This is a genomic window from Acinetobacter sp. G11, from assembly GCF_049808495.1.
GTDB lineage: Bacteria > Pseudomonadota > Gammaproteobacteria > Pseudomonadales > Moraxellaceae > Acinetobacter > Acinetobacter kookii.
Window position 1 is genome coordinate 42,820 of the sequence record NZ_JBNCAT010000005.1, and the last position, 17,990, is coordinate 60,809.

General features: G+C 44.2%; 11 protein-coding genes and 1 pseudogene. 11 read left to right on the forward strand and 1 reads right to left on the reverse strand.

Translation table 11 applies throughout. The features are described from left to right. Nucleotides 1-25: 25 nt before the first annotated feature. Nucleotides 26-2,554: a penicillin-binding protein PBP1a gene (ponA, locus tag ACPUEY_RS03495; RefSeq protein ID WP_425121153.1), complete on the reverse strand. Its 2,529-nt coding sequence runs from the start codon at nucleotides 2,552-2,554 to the stop codon at nucleotides 26-28. A 165-nt stretch (nucleotides 2,555-2,719) separates the two neighbouring features. Between ponA and ACPUEY_RS03500 the strand changes: the two genes are divergently transcribed. The 11 genes and pseudogenes from ACPUEY_RS03500 to ACPUEY_RS03550 all read left to right on the forward strand — a co-directional run bounded on the left by ACPUEY_RS03500 (nucleotide 2,720) and on the right by ACPUEY_RS03550 (nucleotide 17,948). After that, a complete protein-coding gene (locus ACPUEY_RS03500) occupies nucleotides 2,720-3,781 on the forward strand; it encodes a pilus assembly protein PilM (RefSeq protein WP_425121154.1) in 1,062 nt (353 codons plus the stop codon). Beyond that, complete coding sequence (locus ACPUEY_RS03505) at nucleotides 3,781-4,434, forward strand: PilN domain-containing protein (RefSeq protein WP_131273119.1); 654 nt, start codon at nucleotides 3,781-3,783, stop codon at nucleotides 4,432-4,434. The genes ACPUEY_RS03500 and ACPUEY_RS03505 overlap by 1 nt, the downstream gene beginning before the upstream one ends. Then, nucleotides 4,431-5,168 (forward strand): type 4a pilus biogenesis protein PilO, encoded by a 738-nt coding sequence (locus tag ACPUEY_RS03510; RefSeq protein WP_425121155.1) that lies wholly within the window; start codon nucleotides 4,431-4,433, stop codon nucleotides 5,166-5,168. The genes ACPUEY_RS03505 and ACPUEY_RS03510 overlap by 4 nt, the downstream gene beginning before the upstream one ends. Continuing rightward, entirely contained in the window at nucleotides 5,168-5,695 is a 528-nt protein-coding gene (locus tag ACPUEY_RS03515) for a pilus assembly protein PilP (protein ID WP_092820204.1), read from the forward strand. Before ACPUEY_RS03510 ends, ACPUEY_RS03515 begins: the two co-directional genes overlap by 1 nt. A gap of 62 nt (nucleotides 5,696-5,757) precedes the next feature. Next, complete coding sequence (gene pilQ, locus ACPUEY_RS03520) at nucleotides 5,758-7,875, forward strand: type IV pilus secretin PilQ (RefSeq protein WP_425121156.1); 2,118 nt, start codon at nucleotides 5,758-5,760, stop codon at nucleotides 7,873-7,875. Nucleotides 7,876-7,911: 36 nt separating this feature from the next. Then, a complete protein-coding gene (aroK, locus tag ACPUEY_RS03525) occupies nucleotides 7,912-8,460 on the forward strand; it encodes a shikimate kinase AroK (RefSeq protein ID WP_261182771.1) in 549 nt (182 codons plus the stop codon). Between the two features lie 17 nt (nucleotides 8,461-8,477). Then, nucleotides 8,478-9,563, forward strand: a complete 1,086-nt coding sequence (aroB, locus tag ACPUEY_RS03530) for a 3-dehydroquinate synthase (protein WP_425121157.1) — start codon at nucleotides 8,478-8,480, stop codon at nucleotides 9,561-9,563. A 3-nt stretch (nucleotides 9,564-9,566) separates the two neighbouring features. Then, nucleotides 9,567-10,412, forward strand: coding sequence for a hypothetical protein (locus ACPUEY_RS03535; protein WP_425121158.1), 846 nt, complete (start codon nucleotides 9,567-9,569; stop codon nucleotides 10,410-10,412). Between the two features lie 453 nt (nucleotides 10,413-10,865). After that, entirely contained in the window at nucleotides 10,866-15,341 is a 4,476-nt protein-coding gene (gltB, locus tag ACPUEY_RS03540) for a glutamate synthase large subunit (protein WP_425121212.1), read from the forward strand. Between the two features lie 72 nt (nucleotides 15,342-15,413). After that, complete coding sequence (locus ACPUEY_RS03545) at nucleotides 15,414-16,835, forward strand: FAD-dependent oxidoreductase (RefSeq protein ID WP_131273114.1); 1,422 nt, start codon at nucleotides 15,414-15,416, stop codon at nucleotides 16,833-16,835. 227 nt (nucleotides 16,836-17,062) lie between these two features. Next, nucleotides 17,063-17,948 (forward strand): annotated as a pseudogene (locus ACPUEY_RS03550) (metal-dependent hydrolase). Nucleotides 17,949-17,990: the final 42 nt, after the last annotated feature.

Genomic DNA, 17,990 nt, shown 5'->3' on the forward strand with positions numbered 1-17,990 from the left:
CCTCAATTGAGGACTTTTTATTGTGTTATTCAAATACATCAATCAGATTATCCAGGGCATCCGGCTTGTTGTTTTGTTTTTGCATATCTGGCGGGTTGGCATTTTCCGGAACCAGAATTTCTTCTCCCGGAAGATCGTCAAAGTCGCGTTCCGGTGCCCGCACTGGAGCCACGGGTGCCGGACGATACAATGGACGAGCCAAAGGCGGAGAGGAGCGATCTGTCTGGACTGGTTCGCCTACAGTAATCGTCTGGTTACGATTGGCCGGGGCTTTGGCATTTTTGTCTAGACGTACCCAGGCTGCCGGCGTACCTTTTAAGGCGTTGCCCATAAAGTTGGTCCAGATTGGCAGTGCGGCAACACCACCATATTCACGCCGACCCAGCGTGGTCGGTTGGTCAAAACCGACCCAGGCAACCGTCACCAGTTTGCCATTAAAGCCTGCAAACCAGGCATCCTTAGCATCATTGGTGGTCCCGGTTTTACCGCCAATATCATCACGGCCAATTCTGAGTGCGGCACGTCCGGTACCATGTTGAATCACATCACGTAAAATATTGGCCATGTCATAAGCAGAGCTTGATTTTAAGACACGTTGTGCCTGGCGGTACTGGCTTTTTGCTTCATCCAGTTCAAGCTGAGCCAGTTCTTTTTCCTCTGGCAGCATCTGATTGGTGACGTGAATCACTTCATCATCCGGGGTAAGTGGTTCTGCAGATACCGTTTCTTCATCATTTTGGTTGATGCAGGAAATGCAGGCATAGTCCGGATTACTTTGGTAAATCACTTTGCCATAAGCATCTTCAATACGGTCAATAAAATGCGGCTGAATGCGGTAACCGCCATTGGCGAAAGTAGCATAGCCTGTCGCCATCTGGATCGGAAGAACTTGAGGTGTACCTAAGGCAATGGTGTAATTTCGCGGGATCTGATTTTCATGCAAACCGAAATCCATCAGTAATTGCCGGGTACGTTCAATGCCTACCGTTTGCAGCAGGCGAACCGATACCGTATTTCGTGATAAATACAAGGCACGACGTAAAGGAATCATGCCCAGATAACGGCCATCGGAATTTTTCGGTGACCATTTGCCAATCGTGATCGGGCTGTCATTGACCATGCTGTAGGGGGTCATGCCGCGCTCAAGTGCCAAGGCATAGACAAAGGGTTTGATGGTAGAACCCGGTTGACGCCAGCCTTGTAAGGCACGGTTAAATTTGGACTGATAAAAATTATATCCGCCGACAATCGCTTCAATTGCGCCATTGTTGGGGTTTAATGCAATCAGCTGGCCTTGAACTTTAGGAATCTGTACCAGTGCCCAAGAGGTTTTATTGTCGTTCGGGCGTAATCGGATAATATCGTTTACTTTCACGATTTGTGAAGCAGTGCGTGGAGCAGGGCCAACGCTGTTGGCATTTCTGTAAGGAGATGCCCAGGACATGCCTGACCAGGGTACAGTCACGGTAGAGCCATCCTGCATTAAGGCTTCAAAAATGTTTTTCTCAACTTTAATCACCTTGGCAGGATAGGTATTTGCATAAGGGGTGAAATCGCTCAGTGGTTTGTCATGTGCTTCAGCACCTCTCCAGCCATGTCGGCGGTCATAGGCTTCCAGGCCTTCCTGTACGGACTGTTCTGCGAAGGCCTGACGTTGGCTATTGATCGTGGTATAGACTTTATAGCCAGAATCAATTGCTTGTTCACCAAACTTTTCCACCAATTCTGAACGGACCATTTCGCCGACATAGGGGTATTTATTATTGATGCCACGGTCTGGCATATCGAGGTTAACTGGTTCAGCAATGGCCTGCTTATACTGCGCCTGATTGATGTAACCCAACTGCAGCATGCGACCCAGAATCCAGTTGCGGCGTTCTAAGGCACGGGTAGGGTTGACCACAGGATTGTATTTTGAAGGTGCCTTGGGCAGGCCGGCAATCATGGCCATTTGAGCAATACTGAGCTGATCCAGATTTTTGTTGTAGTAAATTTTTGCAGCTGCAGCAATCCCGTAAGCATTCTTACCCAAGAAGATTTTATTCACATATAAGGTGAGAATTTCTTCCTTGGTCAGGTTCTGTTCAATTTTACGTGCCAGGAAAATTTCAGTCAGTTTGCGTTTTAGCGTACGTTCAGGCGTTAAATAATAGTTTTTTGCCACCTGCATGGTAATGGTGGACCCACCGGTTTGCACGTTTGAACCGGTGATGGTTTCACTCACCGCGCGGCCTAAACCTTTAAAACTAATGCCGCTATGTTCAAAGAAGGATGAATCTTCTGCCGCAAGAAAGGCAGAGATAAAAGGTTTGGGAATCTGTTTGTATTCCACTGGAACGGATAATTTCCCGCCATACTCGGCAATCAGCTCATTATCAGCACTATATACTTGTAAAGGTTTTAATAACGGTGCCTTTTTTAAGGTAGTCATTTTAGGTAGGGATGGGGCAATATAGAGATACATGCCATAAAATCCCATAGGAATTGAGACCAAAACTATAATTATGATCAAAAAAAATGGATGAACATGGCCCGAACGTGATAGCTTTTTCATAACAAGTAAGTTTTAATAAGAGCTAATGGCAAACTAATTGGCGGTCAGTATAGCCTTTACACATACAGATTGTTAGATGAGTTATTGTATCTGTATAAAATTATGGACCATCACTGATTAGTAGGTTACTTTTATTGGGGATAAAAAAATAATAGGAATTATATTGTGCTCAGGTTATATCGTAAGCCGAATAAGGGGTTAGTAGGAGTAGATATTAGTTCTACTTCTGTTAAATTGTTGGAACTTTCTGTTAAGGGCGGTAATAGGTATTGGGTTGAAAGCTATGCGCTGGTGCCTTTACCTGAAGGTAGTGTTGTTGAAAAAAATATTTTAAATCCGGAGGCAGTGGGTGATGCGCTAGAGCGGGCACTCAATCTTGCCAATACCCAATCCACAGCTGCATCCCTTGCAATTCCAACTTCACTGGTGATTACTAAAACCATTGAAATGGATGCGGATATGACGGATGACGAACGTGAAGTCCAGATCCGTATGGATGCAGAGCAATATATTCCGTTTCCTCTGGATGAAGCCAGCCTGGATTTTGAAGTATTGCCGGATCGTTTAGCCAATCCGAACCGGGTGAATGTACTGCTGGTTGCAACGCGTCTTGAAAATGTCGAAGCCCGTGCTGAAGTACTGGAGCTGGCTAACCTGACCCCAAAAATTGCCGATGTTGAAAGTTTTGCGATAGAAAATGCCTATAAAGTATTTTCCGATACTTTGCCTATGGGTGTGAATACGGTCGGTATTTTAGATATTGGTCATACCATGACAACCTTATCTGTCATGCAAAATAATAAAGTGATTTATACACGAGAGCAGGTGTTTGGGGGTAAACAGCTGACTCAGGAAATTCAAAATCGTTATGGTCTGTCTTTTGAAGAAGCGGGCCGTGCCAAGAAAACCCGTTCATTACCGGATGACTATGATGTTGAAGTCTTAGAGCCTTTCTTGGAAGCTGTAGTTCAACAAGCGGCAAGATCGTTGCAGTTCTTCTTCTCATCTTCACAGTTTAATGAGATTGACCACATTTTATTGGCTGGGGGAAATGCCAATATTCCAGGGCTCGCGAAATTACTACAACAAAAACTGGGTTATCGCGTCACGATTGCCAACCCATTTTTACAAATGGGGTTTTCTCCAAAAATCGATATTAAAAAAATAGAGAACGATGCTTCCTCGCTCATGGTGGCATGTGGTTTGGCATTGAGGAGTTTTGATTAATGGCAAGAATTAACTTACTTCCTTGGCGTGATGAGCTAAGAGAAAAACGAAAAAAAGAATTTATCGCCATTTGTATTGGGGCGGCATTCATTGGTGCTTTGGCGGTTACATCATCATGGTTTTATTATGATCATAAACTTGAAGACCAGGAACAGGCCAATCAGCTGATTACCAGTACCAACCAGAATCTTGATGTGCAATTAAAATCTTTAGAAGGTTTGGAAGCGCAGCGCAATGCCATTGTTGAGCGCATGAAGCTGATTCAGGGTCTGCAAGGGCAACGTCCGATTGCAGTACGTCTGATTGATGAACTGGTACGGGTTACGCCAGGTAATTTGTATATTACCAAATTTGTGCGTACTGGCGACAAATTCACCATTGAAGGCAGAGCTGAAAGTCCAAATACCGTTGCAGAGTTTTTGCGTAATTTGGAGGCATCTGCCTGGTATCGCAACGCTTTTATGAATTCTTTTTTAGCGGTTGAAGAACAAAAAGATAAAGCACCAAGTTCAGTGATTCCGCGTATTGAAGAAGGTTATGGTTCATTTGTGGTGACTGCTGACTTGGATGAAATCGCCCAGCCTGCTGCACCAGAAGCACAACAACAAGCACAATCCAATACAGCGAATTCAACCGTGGAGGCAGCCCAATGAGTCTCGATGAACTTGATGAATTAAATCCAAATGAAGCTGTGGTTCCTAAAAAGAAAATGACGCTGGATAAGTTCCTTCAGCAGTTCAATACTTTAGATCCAAATAATTATGGCAGTTGGCCGTTCTCCGTCAAAATCACCTGCTGGATTGCGATTGTGCTGGCAATAGGCGTTCTTGGTTATTTTTTAACAATTAAAAGTAAATTGGAAGATATTTCCAATGCTGCTGCTCAAGAGCAAAACCTGCTCAATGAATTTCGTGAAAAAGATTCCAAGCTTCGTAATTTGCAGTTATTGCAAGCGCAGTTACAGGAAATGGAAGCGAATTTTAACCAGCAATTGGAGCAACTGCCTAAAGAAACTGAAATTCCAGGACTGGTAGAGGATATCAACGTTACTGGTGTAAATTCTGGCTTGAAATTCAAAAATATCCGTTTAGAAAATGAGATAAAACAAGAGTTCTTTATTGAACAGCCAATTGCGATTGAAGCAACCGGTGACTATCATGCTTTTGGTTCTTTTGTGAGTGGAATTGCTGCACTGCCACGTATTGTGACTTTGCATGATTTTGAAATTACGGCGTCAGAAAATAAAGAGAAAAAATCTGATATTCCTCAAGTGAATTATAACGTTAAAGCAAAAACATATCGTTATATTGGTGCTGCTGATGCTCAAGCGACAGAAACGCAGGCTGCAGGGACTAACTCAACTGCTGCGGCTGGAGGGACACAGTAATGAAAATGCAAAAAATCTCTCTAAGTCTGATGCTGGGTGTGCTGCTGGTCGGTTGTGATTCGCGTATTGATGCCGTGAATGAGCAAATGGCCAATATTCGCAATCAACCTCCATTACCGATTGAACCTGCACCGGTTTTTCCACCTGTACCGACATTCGACTATGCGGCACACCAGCTTAAAAGTCCTTTTTTACCGAGTTCACTGGCTGCCGAATTGAAAATTATGTCAGGAAAACGTGTTTATCCTAATTTATCCCGTCAATTGCAACCTTTAGAAAGTTATGCAATTGAATCGTTGAATATGAAGGGAAGTATGCGTAACCAGTCTGGGCAGATCCTGGCGTTGATTCAGACCCCGGATGGTGAAATTGAGCGGATACAGCGCGGCAGTTATATGGGTATGAATCATGGTCGTGTGATCAATATTACGCCTACACAGATTGATCTCGTGGAAATTGTTCCAGATGGGCGAGAAGGATACGTAGAACGTCCAAGAAGTCTAGTATTACTTGGACCAGCGCCTTAAGTTTAAAAGGAATAAAAATGAATAATAGTTTTAAAGATTTTATATTTGGGGATGGCAATACAATGAACCATTTGTTTCGTCAATTTTCTATGGGTGCTGTTGCGATTGCGATCATGCAGGTTGCAAATGCACAAGTGAGTATGACCAATATTGTGCCAATGCAGATTGCAGGCCAAGGTACAGAAATCCGTGTCATGTTCAATGGTTTGCCACCACAACCGCAGGCTTACCAGCTAGAGCAGCCATCACGCTTAATTCTTGATTTTGATAAAGCACAACAAAATTTAAAACAAAATAGTATTCCTGTCGCAACGAAAGAAGCCACTTCCGTCGATGTGAGTTCTGATGCTCAACGTTCACGTTTAACTGTGAATTTGGCTGATGCAGGTGCTTTTACCACGCGTGTTGAAGGCAATACTTTTATTTTAAAAATCAATTCTGCTGCTGCAAATGCATTTGCCTCTCAGCAAGTGGTTACCCAGAAAACTGCACAAGGTATTTCCAATATTGGTTTCCAGCGCGGCAGTCAGGGTGAAGGTCAGATTGTTGTAGACTTATTGGGAAGCAATACTCCGGTAGATGTACAACAACAAGGCAGTAAAGTGGTGGTGCGAACTTTAGGCAATAAAGTTCCAGCACACTTGGCGCGTCGTTTAAATGTGAATGATTTCGCAACCCCCGTATCTACGGTCGATGCTACAAATGACGGTGGCAATGGCGTGATCACGATTCAGACTTCTGGCAGCTATGAATATATGGCTTATCAGACGGATAACAAACTGACCATCAGCTTAAAACGACCTGAAGATAAAAATCCATTAAAACCTAAGGCGGCAAATGCTTATACAGGTAAAAAGATTTCACTAGATTTCCAGGACATTGAAGTACGTCGTGTATTGCAATTACTGGCAGATTTCACCGGTATTAATATGGTGACTGCAGATAGTGTTCAAGGCAATATTACCCTGCGTTTAAAAGATGTTCCATGGGATCAGGCTCTTGATATCATTTTAAAAACCAAAAATCTGGATAAGCGCCGTAATGGAAATGTAATCTGGATTGCGCCGGTATCAGAACTGATTAAGGCGGAAGAGGAAGAAGCCAAAGCATTGGCGCAAAGTGTGAAATTGGCGCCAATACAGACTGAGTATATGCAACTCAGCTATGCGAAGGTTGCTGATATTGAAAAACTGATTACCCAGACAAAATCTTCGAATAACGGTAATTCTGGTAATAGTAGTGGTAATAATAATTCTAGTGAAAGTTTATTAAGCTCACGTGGAACGATATCGGTTGATACTCGTACCAATACGCTGATCATTAACGATACTGCGCAAAATATTGATAAAGTTCGCAAAATGGTGGATCTGCTCGATATTCCTGTTAAGCAAGTAATGGTTGAAGCTCGTATTGTTCGTGCTTCCACAGAGTTTAGTAAAGAAATGGGTGTAAAGTGGGGTATATTGTCGCAAGGCATTAATCAAAATAATGATTTGTTGGTCGGCGGTAGTGATACGACTTTATGGGATTTAAAAACACCTAGTGATGACGGTAAATATACGATTCAACGTCCACAGAACTTAAATGTGGATTTAGGGGTAACAAGTCAAGGTGCAAGTCGTATTGCTTTTGGCTTGATCAGTTTGTCTGATTTTATGCTGGATTTGGAACTCTCAGCGTTGCAAGCGGATGGTTATGGGGAAGTGATTTCTACTCCTAAAGTCCTAACTGCAGACAAGCAGGTGGCTAAAGTTTCATCTGGTACACAGATTCCATATCAATCATCGGAAGGTGGTGGTACAAATGCAGTTTCAACCACTGAATTTATTGATGCTGTACTGAGCTTAGATGTAACACCAAGTATTACGCCTGACGGTAAAGTTCAAATGCTACTCAACATTACTAGCGATACTCCAGGAAACCCAACACCTACCGGTCAATTGACGATTAATAAAAATCAAATTAATACCAATGTTTTGGTTAATAATGGAGAAACTGTGGTACTTGGTGGTATTTTTGAGCAAGAAACACGTAATGCCCAAACCAAAGTACCATTCTTGGGTGATATTCCTTACGTAGGCCGTTTGTTCCGTAAAGATTTGAAGTCGGACAATAAGCGAGAGCTATTGATTTTTGTTACACCGCGAATTGTTAATGACAGTGTTTCAAGAAATCATTAATATATTTTGAATTTAACAAAATAAATAGGTGACTCCTTGCCAAGCAATGAGTTTGAAACCCTGCCAAATGTCTATTTGGTAGGGCCAATGGGGGCTGGGAAAACAACTGTTGGTCGTCATTTAGCGGAACTGTTGGGACGAGAGTTTCTTGATAGCGATCAGGAAATTGAGCGTAAAACAGGTGCGACAATTCCTTGGATTTTTGAAAAAGAAGGTGAAAAGGGATTTCGTAACCGTGAAACAATGGTGATTGATGAGCTCACTGCCCGTTCACACCTGGTTGTTGCAACCGGTGGTGGGGCAGTAACCCAGTTGCCTAATCGCGAATTCTTAAAACAGCGCGGAATCGTTGTTTACCTCTATACTCCTGTCGAAATTCAATTACAGCGCACTTATCGGGATAAAAACCGTCCTTTACTGCAAGTTGAAAATCCTGAACAAAAGTTACGTGATTTATTGGCAGTTCGTGATCCTTTATATCGTGAAATTGCAGATTATATTATTGAAACAAATCAGGGTGCTGCTCGGGATTTAGCGCAAAAAATCTTACATATGATTGTTTCTCAAGAAACAAAGCTAGTCTAATTAACGGTTTTAATTTCATGCAAACTTTACATGTTGAACTCGGTGATCGCCGCTATCCTATTTTTATTGGCAGTGATTTAGATCCTCAATCATTGCTTGAGCCGTATATTCACGGAAAACAGGTCATGGTGGTTACCAATACTACGGTTGCGCCTTTGTATCTGGAACATTACGTGACGGCAATCGAGCATTTGGGAAAAACTGTCGCAACATGTATTTTGCCTGATGGTGAACAATATAAAAATATTGAACACTTGAACCTGATTTTTGATGCTTTATTGCAAGCCGGATTTAATCGTGATGCTACGGTACTGGCATTGGGTGGTGGGGTGATTGGAGATATGGCCGGTTTTGCATCTGCCTGTTTCCAGCGCGGCGTTTATTTTATTCAGGTGCCGACGACGCTTCTGTCGCAAGTGGATTCCAGCGTGGGCGGAAAAACCGGGATCAATCATCCACTCGGTAAAAACATGATTGGGGCTTTTCAGCAACCGCAAGTGGTGCTTGCAGATATGTCACAGCTTTCGACTTTACCAGACCGTGAGTTATCTGCAGGTCTGGCAGAAGTGATCAAATATGCCCTGTTGGGCGATCAGGATTTTCTGGTCTGGCTTGAGCAAAACATGGAAGGTCTTGTTGCGCGAGATTCAGATCTACTCGCCGAAGCCGTGTATCGTTCCTGTGCCCATAAAGCACGCATTGTTGCCAATGATGAAAAAGAACAGGGCGAGCGTGCCTTGCTGAATTTGGGTCATACTTTTGGTCATGCGATTGAATCCTACCTGGGTTATGGGGTTTGGCTGCATGGCGAAGCTGTGGCCACCGGTATGGTGATGGCGGCTGATTTGTCACAACGGATGGGCTGGATTTCACCCGAAGATCTGGAACGTACAAAAAAAATCATTCAACGGGCTCATTTGCCAGTAAAATGCCCAGCTATTCCACTGCAAGAGTTCCTTGCCTATATGGCGCATGATAAAAAAGTGCTGAATGGGCAGTTGCGTCTGGTCCTGATGAAATCGCTCGGACAGGCCGTGATTAGCAAAGAATTTGATGTGGAATTGATGAAACAGGCGATTTTAGCGAATCAAGAAAAGGCATAAGTCATGGCAACCCTCCGTACACAATGGCAACGCATTCAAAACTATATTTGGCTAGTGTGTGGATTGGTGTGTCTGTTTGCAGCACTTGTTTTTTGGGCGATGACTGACAGTGATGCTTTGGTTGAGGTGGAAAAGTCTGCTGAAACTGCATCTGAGTTACAAATTCAACCGGAAAAGGTGGCTGCAACCAGCCTGTTAGGTGCACTTCAGGAAGAGGTGCGTCCTTTGGAAATGACCACACGGGTGGTGACTACGGGAAGTTATGAGCCGGAATTTCGTGGCAGCAAATTTATTAATGATAATAAAAATGCAAGCACCATCGAATTATTCCGGACAACTAAAGATGACGTGATCCGCAGTTTTTTAAAAAAACAATCTGATCGCAAGAACTTTTTTTATATACGCCTGAGTGGTGAGAATCAGATTGAACAATATGTACTTCTTTATGGTGTATATCGAAATCAAGATGAAGCACAACGTGTGCTAGAACAATTACCGCTGCCATTGCCCAAGACTGTTCAGCCTAAAGTGCAAGATATTGAAAATTACGTTTCTTTAGTGAATGACATGGGCGCGGATGAAATGGGCACCAACAATAAGCTGTATGCGGTGAATCTCAGATCCGTACCCTTGCCAAAAGTGGATGAAAGCATGTTGGCTTTGCCAAAGTCTAAGCCAAGTGTAGCGGAGACCGATCCTGCAAATGCAACCACGACAACCACAGTAACCCGGCGTGATGAACAAGGCAATGTTGTAGATGTCCAGCAATCCCATTCAGGTGTTGATGCTGCACCGAAACAAAGCGGAAACAGAATTCCCGAACAAGAAATTAATGACCCATTTAATTGAAAATATAGTTCTAAAATAGAGCAATTTGAGTTATAAAATTATTTATATGCACAGATATAGTGCGAAATATGTTTCTTGAAAATTACTCTAAAGTTAATGAAATTTTAATATTTCTATATTTAAAACATTTAGCACTCTAATTTTTAAATTGGCATATTTTTTGCTTTATTGGTGCATGAATTGAGTTAATGTCCCTGTTTTGGCGCGAAAAGATTCAATGAGTGTGCGAAATTGTCAAATTTACCTGCTTTAAAAGAGTGCGTAAAAGAAGCAAAACATTTTTTGCAATTCATCCATGTACAAAGATTAAAATCAGACTATCTTAGACAGGATGAAGAAGTTTTGCTCAACATTGATCTTGATGTGAGTGAATTGGACTAAATCGCAAAGAAGATATTTGATTGTTAGATGCCCGCTTTATGGGCCATGTTGAAAGAAGGGTACGCTATGCACATGCCATCGCCTAATACTGTAGCTCCCGCTCAAGGTTTATACCAACCGGATGAGTTTAAAGATAACTGTGGTTTCGGTTTAATCGCCCATATGCAGGGTGATGCAAGCCATGATCTCGTCAAGACCGCTATGCACAGCCTTAGCTGCATGACACACCGTGGTGGTATTGCCGCAGATGGTAAGACAGGGGATGGTTGTGGTCTGCTTTTGGCAATGCCGAAAAAATTCTTCCGTGAAGAAGCCAAAAAACTCAGTGATATCACTTTAAGTGAAATTTTTGCTGTCGGTACCGTATTTTTAAATGTAGACCCGGCAATTGCTGCACATTCTAAAAAAGTACTGGCCAAAGAAATTGAATCGGAAGGTCTTAAAGTTCTCGCTTGGCGTGTTGTTCCGACCAATAATGATGCGCTTGGCGAAATTGCAATGCAGTCTTTGCCTGCATTTGAACAGATTATTGTCAATTGCCCGATGGGTGTGACTGAGGTTGAGTTTAACCGTAAATTGTTCCTGGCACGTCGTCGTGCAGAACAGCAGTTAAGCAATGATCCATCGTTCTATGTAACGACTTTGTGTTCTACAGTGATCAGCTATAAAGGCCTGATGATGCCTGCAGCGATTGCTGACTTCTATACCGATTTGGCAGATGAACGCCTGGAATCTCATATTGTGGTGTTCCATCAACGTTTCTCTACCAATACCTTGCCGCGTTGGCCATTGGCGCAGCCGTTCCGTTACCTGGCGCATAATGGTGAAATCAACACCATTACTGCAAACCGTAACTGGGCCATGGCGCGTACGCCAAAATTCGAAAACCCGTTATTGCCAGGTTTAACCGATCTTAACCCGATTGTGAACCGTACCGGTTCAGACTCTTCAAGCCTGGATAACATGCTTGAGATTCTTGTCGGTGGCGGTATGGACTTGTTCCGCGCACTGCGTATGCTGGTTCCACCGGCTTGGCAAAACGTTGAAACTTTAGATGCTGACCTGCGTGCATTCTATGAGTTCAACTCTAAGCATATGGAAGCTTGGGATGGTCCGGCAGGTCTGGTGATTCAAGATGGTCGTCATGCCATCTGTATGCTGGATCGTAATGGCTTGCGTCCTGCACGTTGGGTCATCACTAAAAATGGTTATATCACGCTGGCATCAGAAATTGGTGTTTGGGGTTATGAGCCTGAAGATGTCATTTCTAAGGGACGTGTAGGCCCAGGTCAGATTTTGGTGATTGATACCTTAACCGGCAAAATGCTGGACACCAAAGATGTCAGCAACCATTTGAAAAAAATGCGTCCTTACCGTGAATGGTTACGTGAAAACTCTGTGCGTGTTCAAGGTAGCCCAGAGCTTGAAGAATATTTATGTGATCAGGGCTTGAAAGGCGATGAGCTAAAAGCCTCACAAAAAATGTTCATGGTGACTTTTGAAGAGCGAGACCAGTTGCTTCGTCCAATCGCAGAAAGCGGTCAGGAAGCTGTAGGTTCAATGGGTGATGATACGCCAATGGCGGTATTGTCTCGTCAGGTACGCCATGTATCAGATTACTTCCGTCAACAGTTTGCTCAGGTCACCAATCCGCCAATCGATCCATTGCGTGAATCGATCGTCATGTCTTTAGAGACTTGCTTGGGTCGCGAGCAAAACGTATTTGAACAGAGTCCTGAACATGCAGACCGTCTGATCATTTCCAGCCCAGTGCTTTCAAATTCGAAAATGCATCAGATTCGTACCCTGGGTCGTAAAGGTTATGAAATTGCTGACATCGACCTGAACTATGCAGAAAATGAAGGTCTGGAATCGGCAATTGCACGTATTTGTGAAGAGTCTGCTCAAGCGATTCGTGACGGCAAAACCTTACTGGTACTTTCCGACAAGAAAATCCGTCAAGGTTTCTTGCCAGCCAATGCGCTTATGGCAACAGGTGCGGTGCATCACCACCTGATCAATGTCGGTCTACGTACCGATGCCAACATTATCGTTGAAACCGGTCTGGCGCGTGATCCGCATCAATTTGCAGTGATCTTGGGCTTTGGTGCTACTGCAATCTATCCTTACCTGGCTTATGACGTCATCAATGACCTGATTGCCAAAGGCGAATTGTTGGGTGATCCGATTCATGCACAGGCGAACTTCCGTAAAGGGATTGAGAAAGGCTTGTTGAAAGTCCTGTCTAAAATGGGTATTTCAACAGTTGCCTCTTACCGTGGTGGCCAGTTGTTCGAAGCTGTTGGTCTATCTGACGAAGTGGTTAATAAATGCTTCACAGGTGTACCAAGCCGTATTAAGGGTGCTACTTTTGCCGACCTTGAAAATGACCTGAAGAAACTGGCTGATATTGCGTGGAAATCACGTAAGCCAATCGATCAGGGTGGCATGCTGAAATTCGTATTCGACAAGGAATATCATGCCTTTAACCCGGATGTGATTAATGCCCTGCATAAATCGGTTCGTTCAGGTGAATACGCTGACTTTAAAGAATATGCTGAATTGGTGAACAAACGTCCGGTTGCAACCATTCGTGACTTGTTGAAACTGAAAACAGATAATTCAATTCCACTGGATCAGGTGGAATCTGTAGAAGACATTCTGCCGCGTTTCGACTCTGCCGGAATGTCTTTGGGTGCATTGTCTCCTGAAGCGCATGAAGCGATTGCGATTGCCATGAATACCATTGGTGGTCGTTCTAACTCGGGTGAGGGCGGTGAAGATCCAGCACGTTATGGCACTATCCGTAACTCGAAAATCAAACAGATTGCCTCAGGCCGTTTTGGTGTAACCCCTGCGTATCTGACTTCGGCAGAAGTCTTGCAGATTAAAGTGGCGCAAGGTGCAAAACCGGGTGAAGGCGGTCAGTTACCGGGTGGTAAGGTGAATGGCTTGATTGCACGTTTACGTTACTCGGTTCCAGGTGTGACCCTGATTTCACCTCCACCGCACCATGACATCTACTCAATTGAAGATTTGTCACAATTGATCTTTGACTTGAAACAGGTCAACCCTCAGGCGATGGTGTCTGTGAAACTGGTATCTGAACCGGGTGTGGGAACCATTGCGGCAGGTGTTGCGAAAGCTTATGCCGATTTCATTACCATTTCCGGTTATGACGGCGGTACAGCAGCTTCTCCATTATCTTCAATTCACCATGCCGGTTCGCCATGGGAATTGGGTTTAAGCGAGGCGCATCAAGCCCTTCGCGTGAATGACCTGCGTGGTAAAGTCCGTGTACAAACCGATGGTGGTTTGAAAACAGGTCTGGATGTCGTGAAAGCGGCAATTTTAGGTGCAGAAAGCTTCGGTTTTGGTTCAACCCCAATGATCGCGCTTGGTTGTAAATACCTGCGTATCTGTCACTTGAACAACTGTGCAACCGGTGTGGCAACTCAACAGGATCATTTACGTCAGGAACACTACATTGGTGAACCTGAAATGCTGATCAACTTCTTCCACTTCATTGCGGAAGAAACCCGTGAATGGTTGGCAGCGCTTGGTGTTGCAAGCCTGAAAGACTTGATCGGCCGTACCGATCTGCTGGAAATGTTGCCAGGTGAAACTGAAAAACATGCGCACCTGGACTTGAGCGCATTGCTTGAGTCACATCCTGCAGCTGAAGGCAAGGCGCAATATTGCCAGGTTGAAGGGAATGCGCCGTTTGACAAAGGTATTCTGGCTGAGAAAATGGTGGCAGAAATGTTGCCAGCGATTGAAGCGGGAATCAGCGGTGAATATAGCTTCACGATTGGTAACTGTGACCGTTCGATCGGTGCACGTATTTCTGGTGAAATTGCACGCCGCTATGGCAACCTCGGCATGGAAGCGCATCCTGTTAAAGTCAATTTAACCGGTACTGCGGGTCAGTCTTTAGGTGTATGGAACGCTGGCGGTTTACATATTAAACTTGAAGGTGATGCCAACGATTATGTGGGTAAAGGTATGGCGGGTGGCCGCGTGTCTATCTTCCCACCTAAAGGTTCGCCGTTCCAGACTCAGGAAACCGCAATCATTGGTAATACCTGCTTATATGGCGCGACTGGCGGTAAACTGTTTGCTGCAGGTACAGCCGGTGAACGTTTCGCGGTACGTAACTCAGGTGCATTTGCCGTGATTGAAGGTGCTGGCGATCACTGCTGTGAATATATGACTGGCGGTATTGTGACTGTACTGGGTAAAGTGGGCCATAACTTCGGTGCAGGTATGACCGGTGGTTTTGCTTATGTACTTGATCTAGATAACGACTTCGTTGACCATTACAACCATGAGTTGATTGAATTAAACCGTATTTCTACAGAGGCGATGGAAGAGCATCAAGAATTCTTGCTTCGCATCTTGGATGAGCATATTGCTGAGACAGGTAGTGCTTGGGCGTACAAGATCCGCAATGAGTTTGATTTTTACAGCCGTAAATTCTGGCTTGTAAAACCAAAAGCTGCTAATTTGCAAACGCTTTTGAAAACAACCAAAGCTGATCCACAATAATTCCACTACTGCAGATTGATAGGCAGGTGTGGCGGATAAATAAACCGACCACGCCTCCCCACGGAGAGAGACATGGCAGAGCGCCTAAACAATGACTTTCAATTCCTGGATGTCCCACGCCAAGATCCAGAGAAAAAAGATCTAACTGTCCGCAAAGCAGAGTTTGTGGAAATTTATAAGCCTTTTACAGCGGAAATTGCGGCAAACCAGACGCATCGCTGTTTAGGTTGTGGTAACCCATATTGTGAATGGAAATGTCCGGTACATAACTATATTCCCAACTGGTTAAAGTTAATTGCTGAAGGTCGCATTTTCCAGGCAGCAGAACTTTGCCATCAAACTAATACCCTGCCGGAAGTGTGTGGTCGTGTTTGTCCGCAAGACCGTTTGTGTGAAGGGGCGTGTACCCTGAACGACGGTTTTGGTGCAGTGACCATCGGGAATGCTGAAAAATACATTAATGATACCGCTTTTGCCTTGGGCTGGCGTCCAGACATGTCACACGTGAAGTGGACAGACAAAAAAGTTGCCATCATTGGTGCGGGTCCTGCAGGTCTGGGCTGTGCCGATATTCTGGTACGTAACGGTGTTAAACCGGTTGTCTTTGACAAGCGTCCTGAAATTGGTGGTTTGCTGACTTTCGGTATTCCTGAATTCAAGATGGAAAAAGACGTGATGAAACGTCGCCGTGAAATTTTCACCGGCATGGGCGTTGAATTCCGTTTAAATACTGAAATTGGTACTGATGTTACGATTGATCAGCTGCTTGCAGACTACGATGCCGTGTTTATGGGTATGGGCACATACACGTACATGAAAGGCGGTTTCGCTGGTGAAGATCTGGACGGTGTCTATGATGCGCTGGATTTCCTGATTGCCAACGTTAACCGTTGCCAAGGCTGGGAAAAAGATCCTGCTGAATACATCAGTGTCGAAGGCCAAAAAGTGATTGTACTGGGTGGTGGTGATACAGCGATGGACTGTAACCGTACTTCTATCCGTCAAGGTGCTGAATCCGTGATTTGTGCCTACCGCCGTGATGAAGAAAACATGCCGGGTTCTCGCCGTGAAGTGAAAAATGCACGCGAAGAAGGTGTGGAATTCCAGTTTAACCGTCAGCCAATCGAAATTGTCGGTGAAAACGGTAAAGTGACAGGCGTTAAATTTGTGACTACACAATTGGGTGAGCCTGATAGCCGTGGTCGTCGTAGCCCTGAACCTGTACCGGGTTCTGAAGAAATCTTGCCTGCTGACGCAGTTCTTCTAGCATTCGGTTTCCGTACCAGCCCTGCTGACTGGTTTAATGATGTGAAAATTAATCTGGATGGTTCGGGCCGTGTGGTTGCGCCAGAACAGCAAGAGTTTAAATTCCAAACTTCAAATCCGAAAATCTTTGCCGGTGGCGATATGGTGCGCGGTTCTGACCTGGTGGTGACTGCAATCTGGGAAGGTCGTCAGGCGGCTGAAGGTATCCTTGATTATCTGGATGTTTAATCTCTTATTAAACATTGATAAAAAACCCGCTTAGGCGGGTTTTTTATTGTCATGACGTATTGCCTGAAATGATAAGTTTTGTGTACTTGCTGATAAATAAAGGATTTTAGGGGTAAATGAGCTGGGAAAATGGCTGATTTTGCAAATGAGCCAAGCATTTATGCCATATATGAAGCAGCAATTCCTGCACATACTGAGTGTCTGTATTTCAGTGAAGAGATATTCAGATGACTCAAGTGACGGCAGAAAAATCATATCAATATCGTCCAAAGGCTGTCGGAATTACAGTGCGTAAACCGCAATTTACTCCGCAAGCCATTCGCAGGCATTATTTTGCCAATTCTCCCATCATGTCACATTTGCTGACAGCATTATCTTCTACATTTCCCATCGGGGAGCAGTTTTTTGTGCATAGCGTGCGTAATGTTCTCGATCGCGTAAAAGATGAAAAACTTCAAGCCCAAATCGCTGCCTTTATTGGACAGGAGGCCATGCATTCCAAAGCGCATACAGCGTTTAATGATGCCTGGCGTCGGGATGATTATAATCTGGATCGTTTTCAGGCTTGGCTTACACGTAAAGATAGTTATATCAAAGGGCTGCATCCTAAAATCCAGCTGGCAATTACCTGTGCCTTTGAGCATTTTACCAGCTTTGCTGGGCGGATATATTTTGCGACATCCTGAAATCTTGGCAACTTCAGATGAAGATACAATCAAACTCTGGGTCTGGCATGCCATTGAAGAAATTGAACATCGTGCTGTCGCCTTTGATGTGTATCAACATGTGTATGGCGATGATAAAGTGCGACGTATGATTATGCGCAGTGTGACCACAGGCTTTGCCAGCTTGACTTTCTATTCGGCCACGCAGTTATTTTGGCAGGACAGGAAAAAAAGTATCCCTAAAGTGACCGGTAATCTTTTGGGGATGTATTTAATCGGCAAAATGTTCGTACAGCTGTTGCCTGAATATCTATCCTATTTTAAAGCCGATTTTCATCCTTCTGAAATTGACTATAGCGAGATCGTCAATATGTGGAAGCAGCGATTGGCGACAGAATATCTTCATCCGGAATTTCAAAAGGAGCGATCAACAGGTGCTTATAGCTGATTGAAATGATGCCTGATTCAGCCCGACGCATAATCGGGCTTT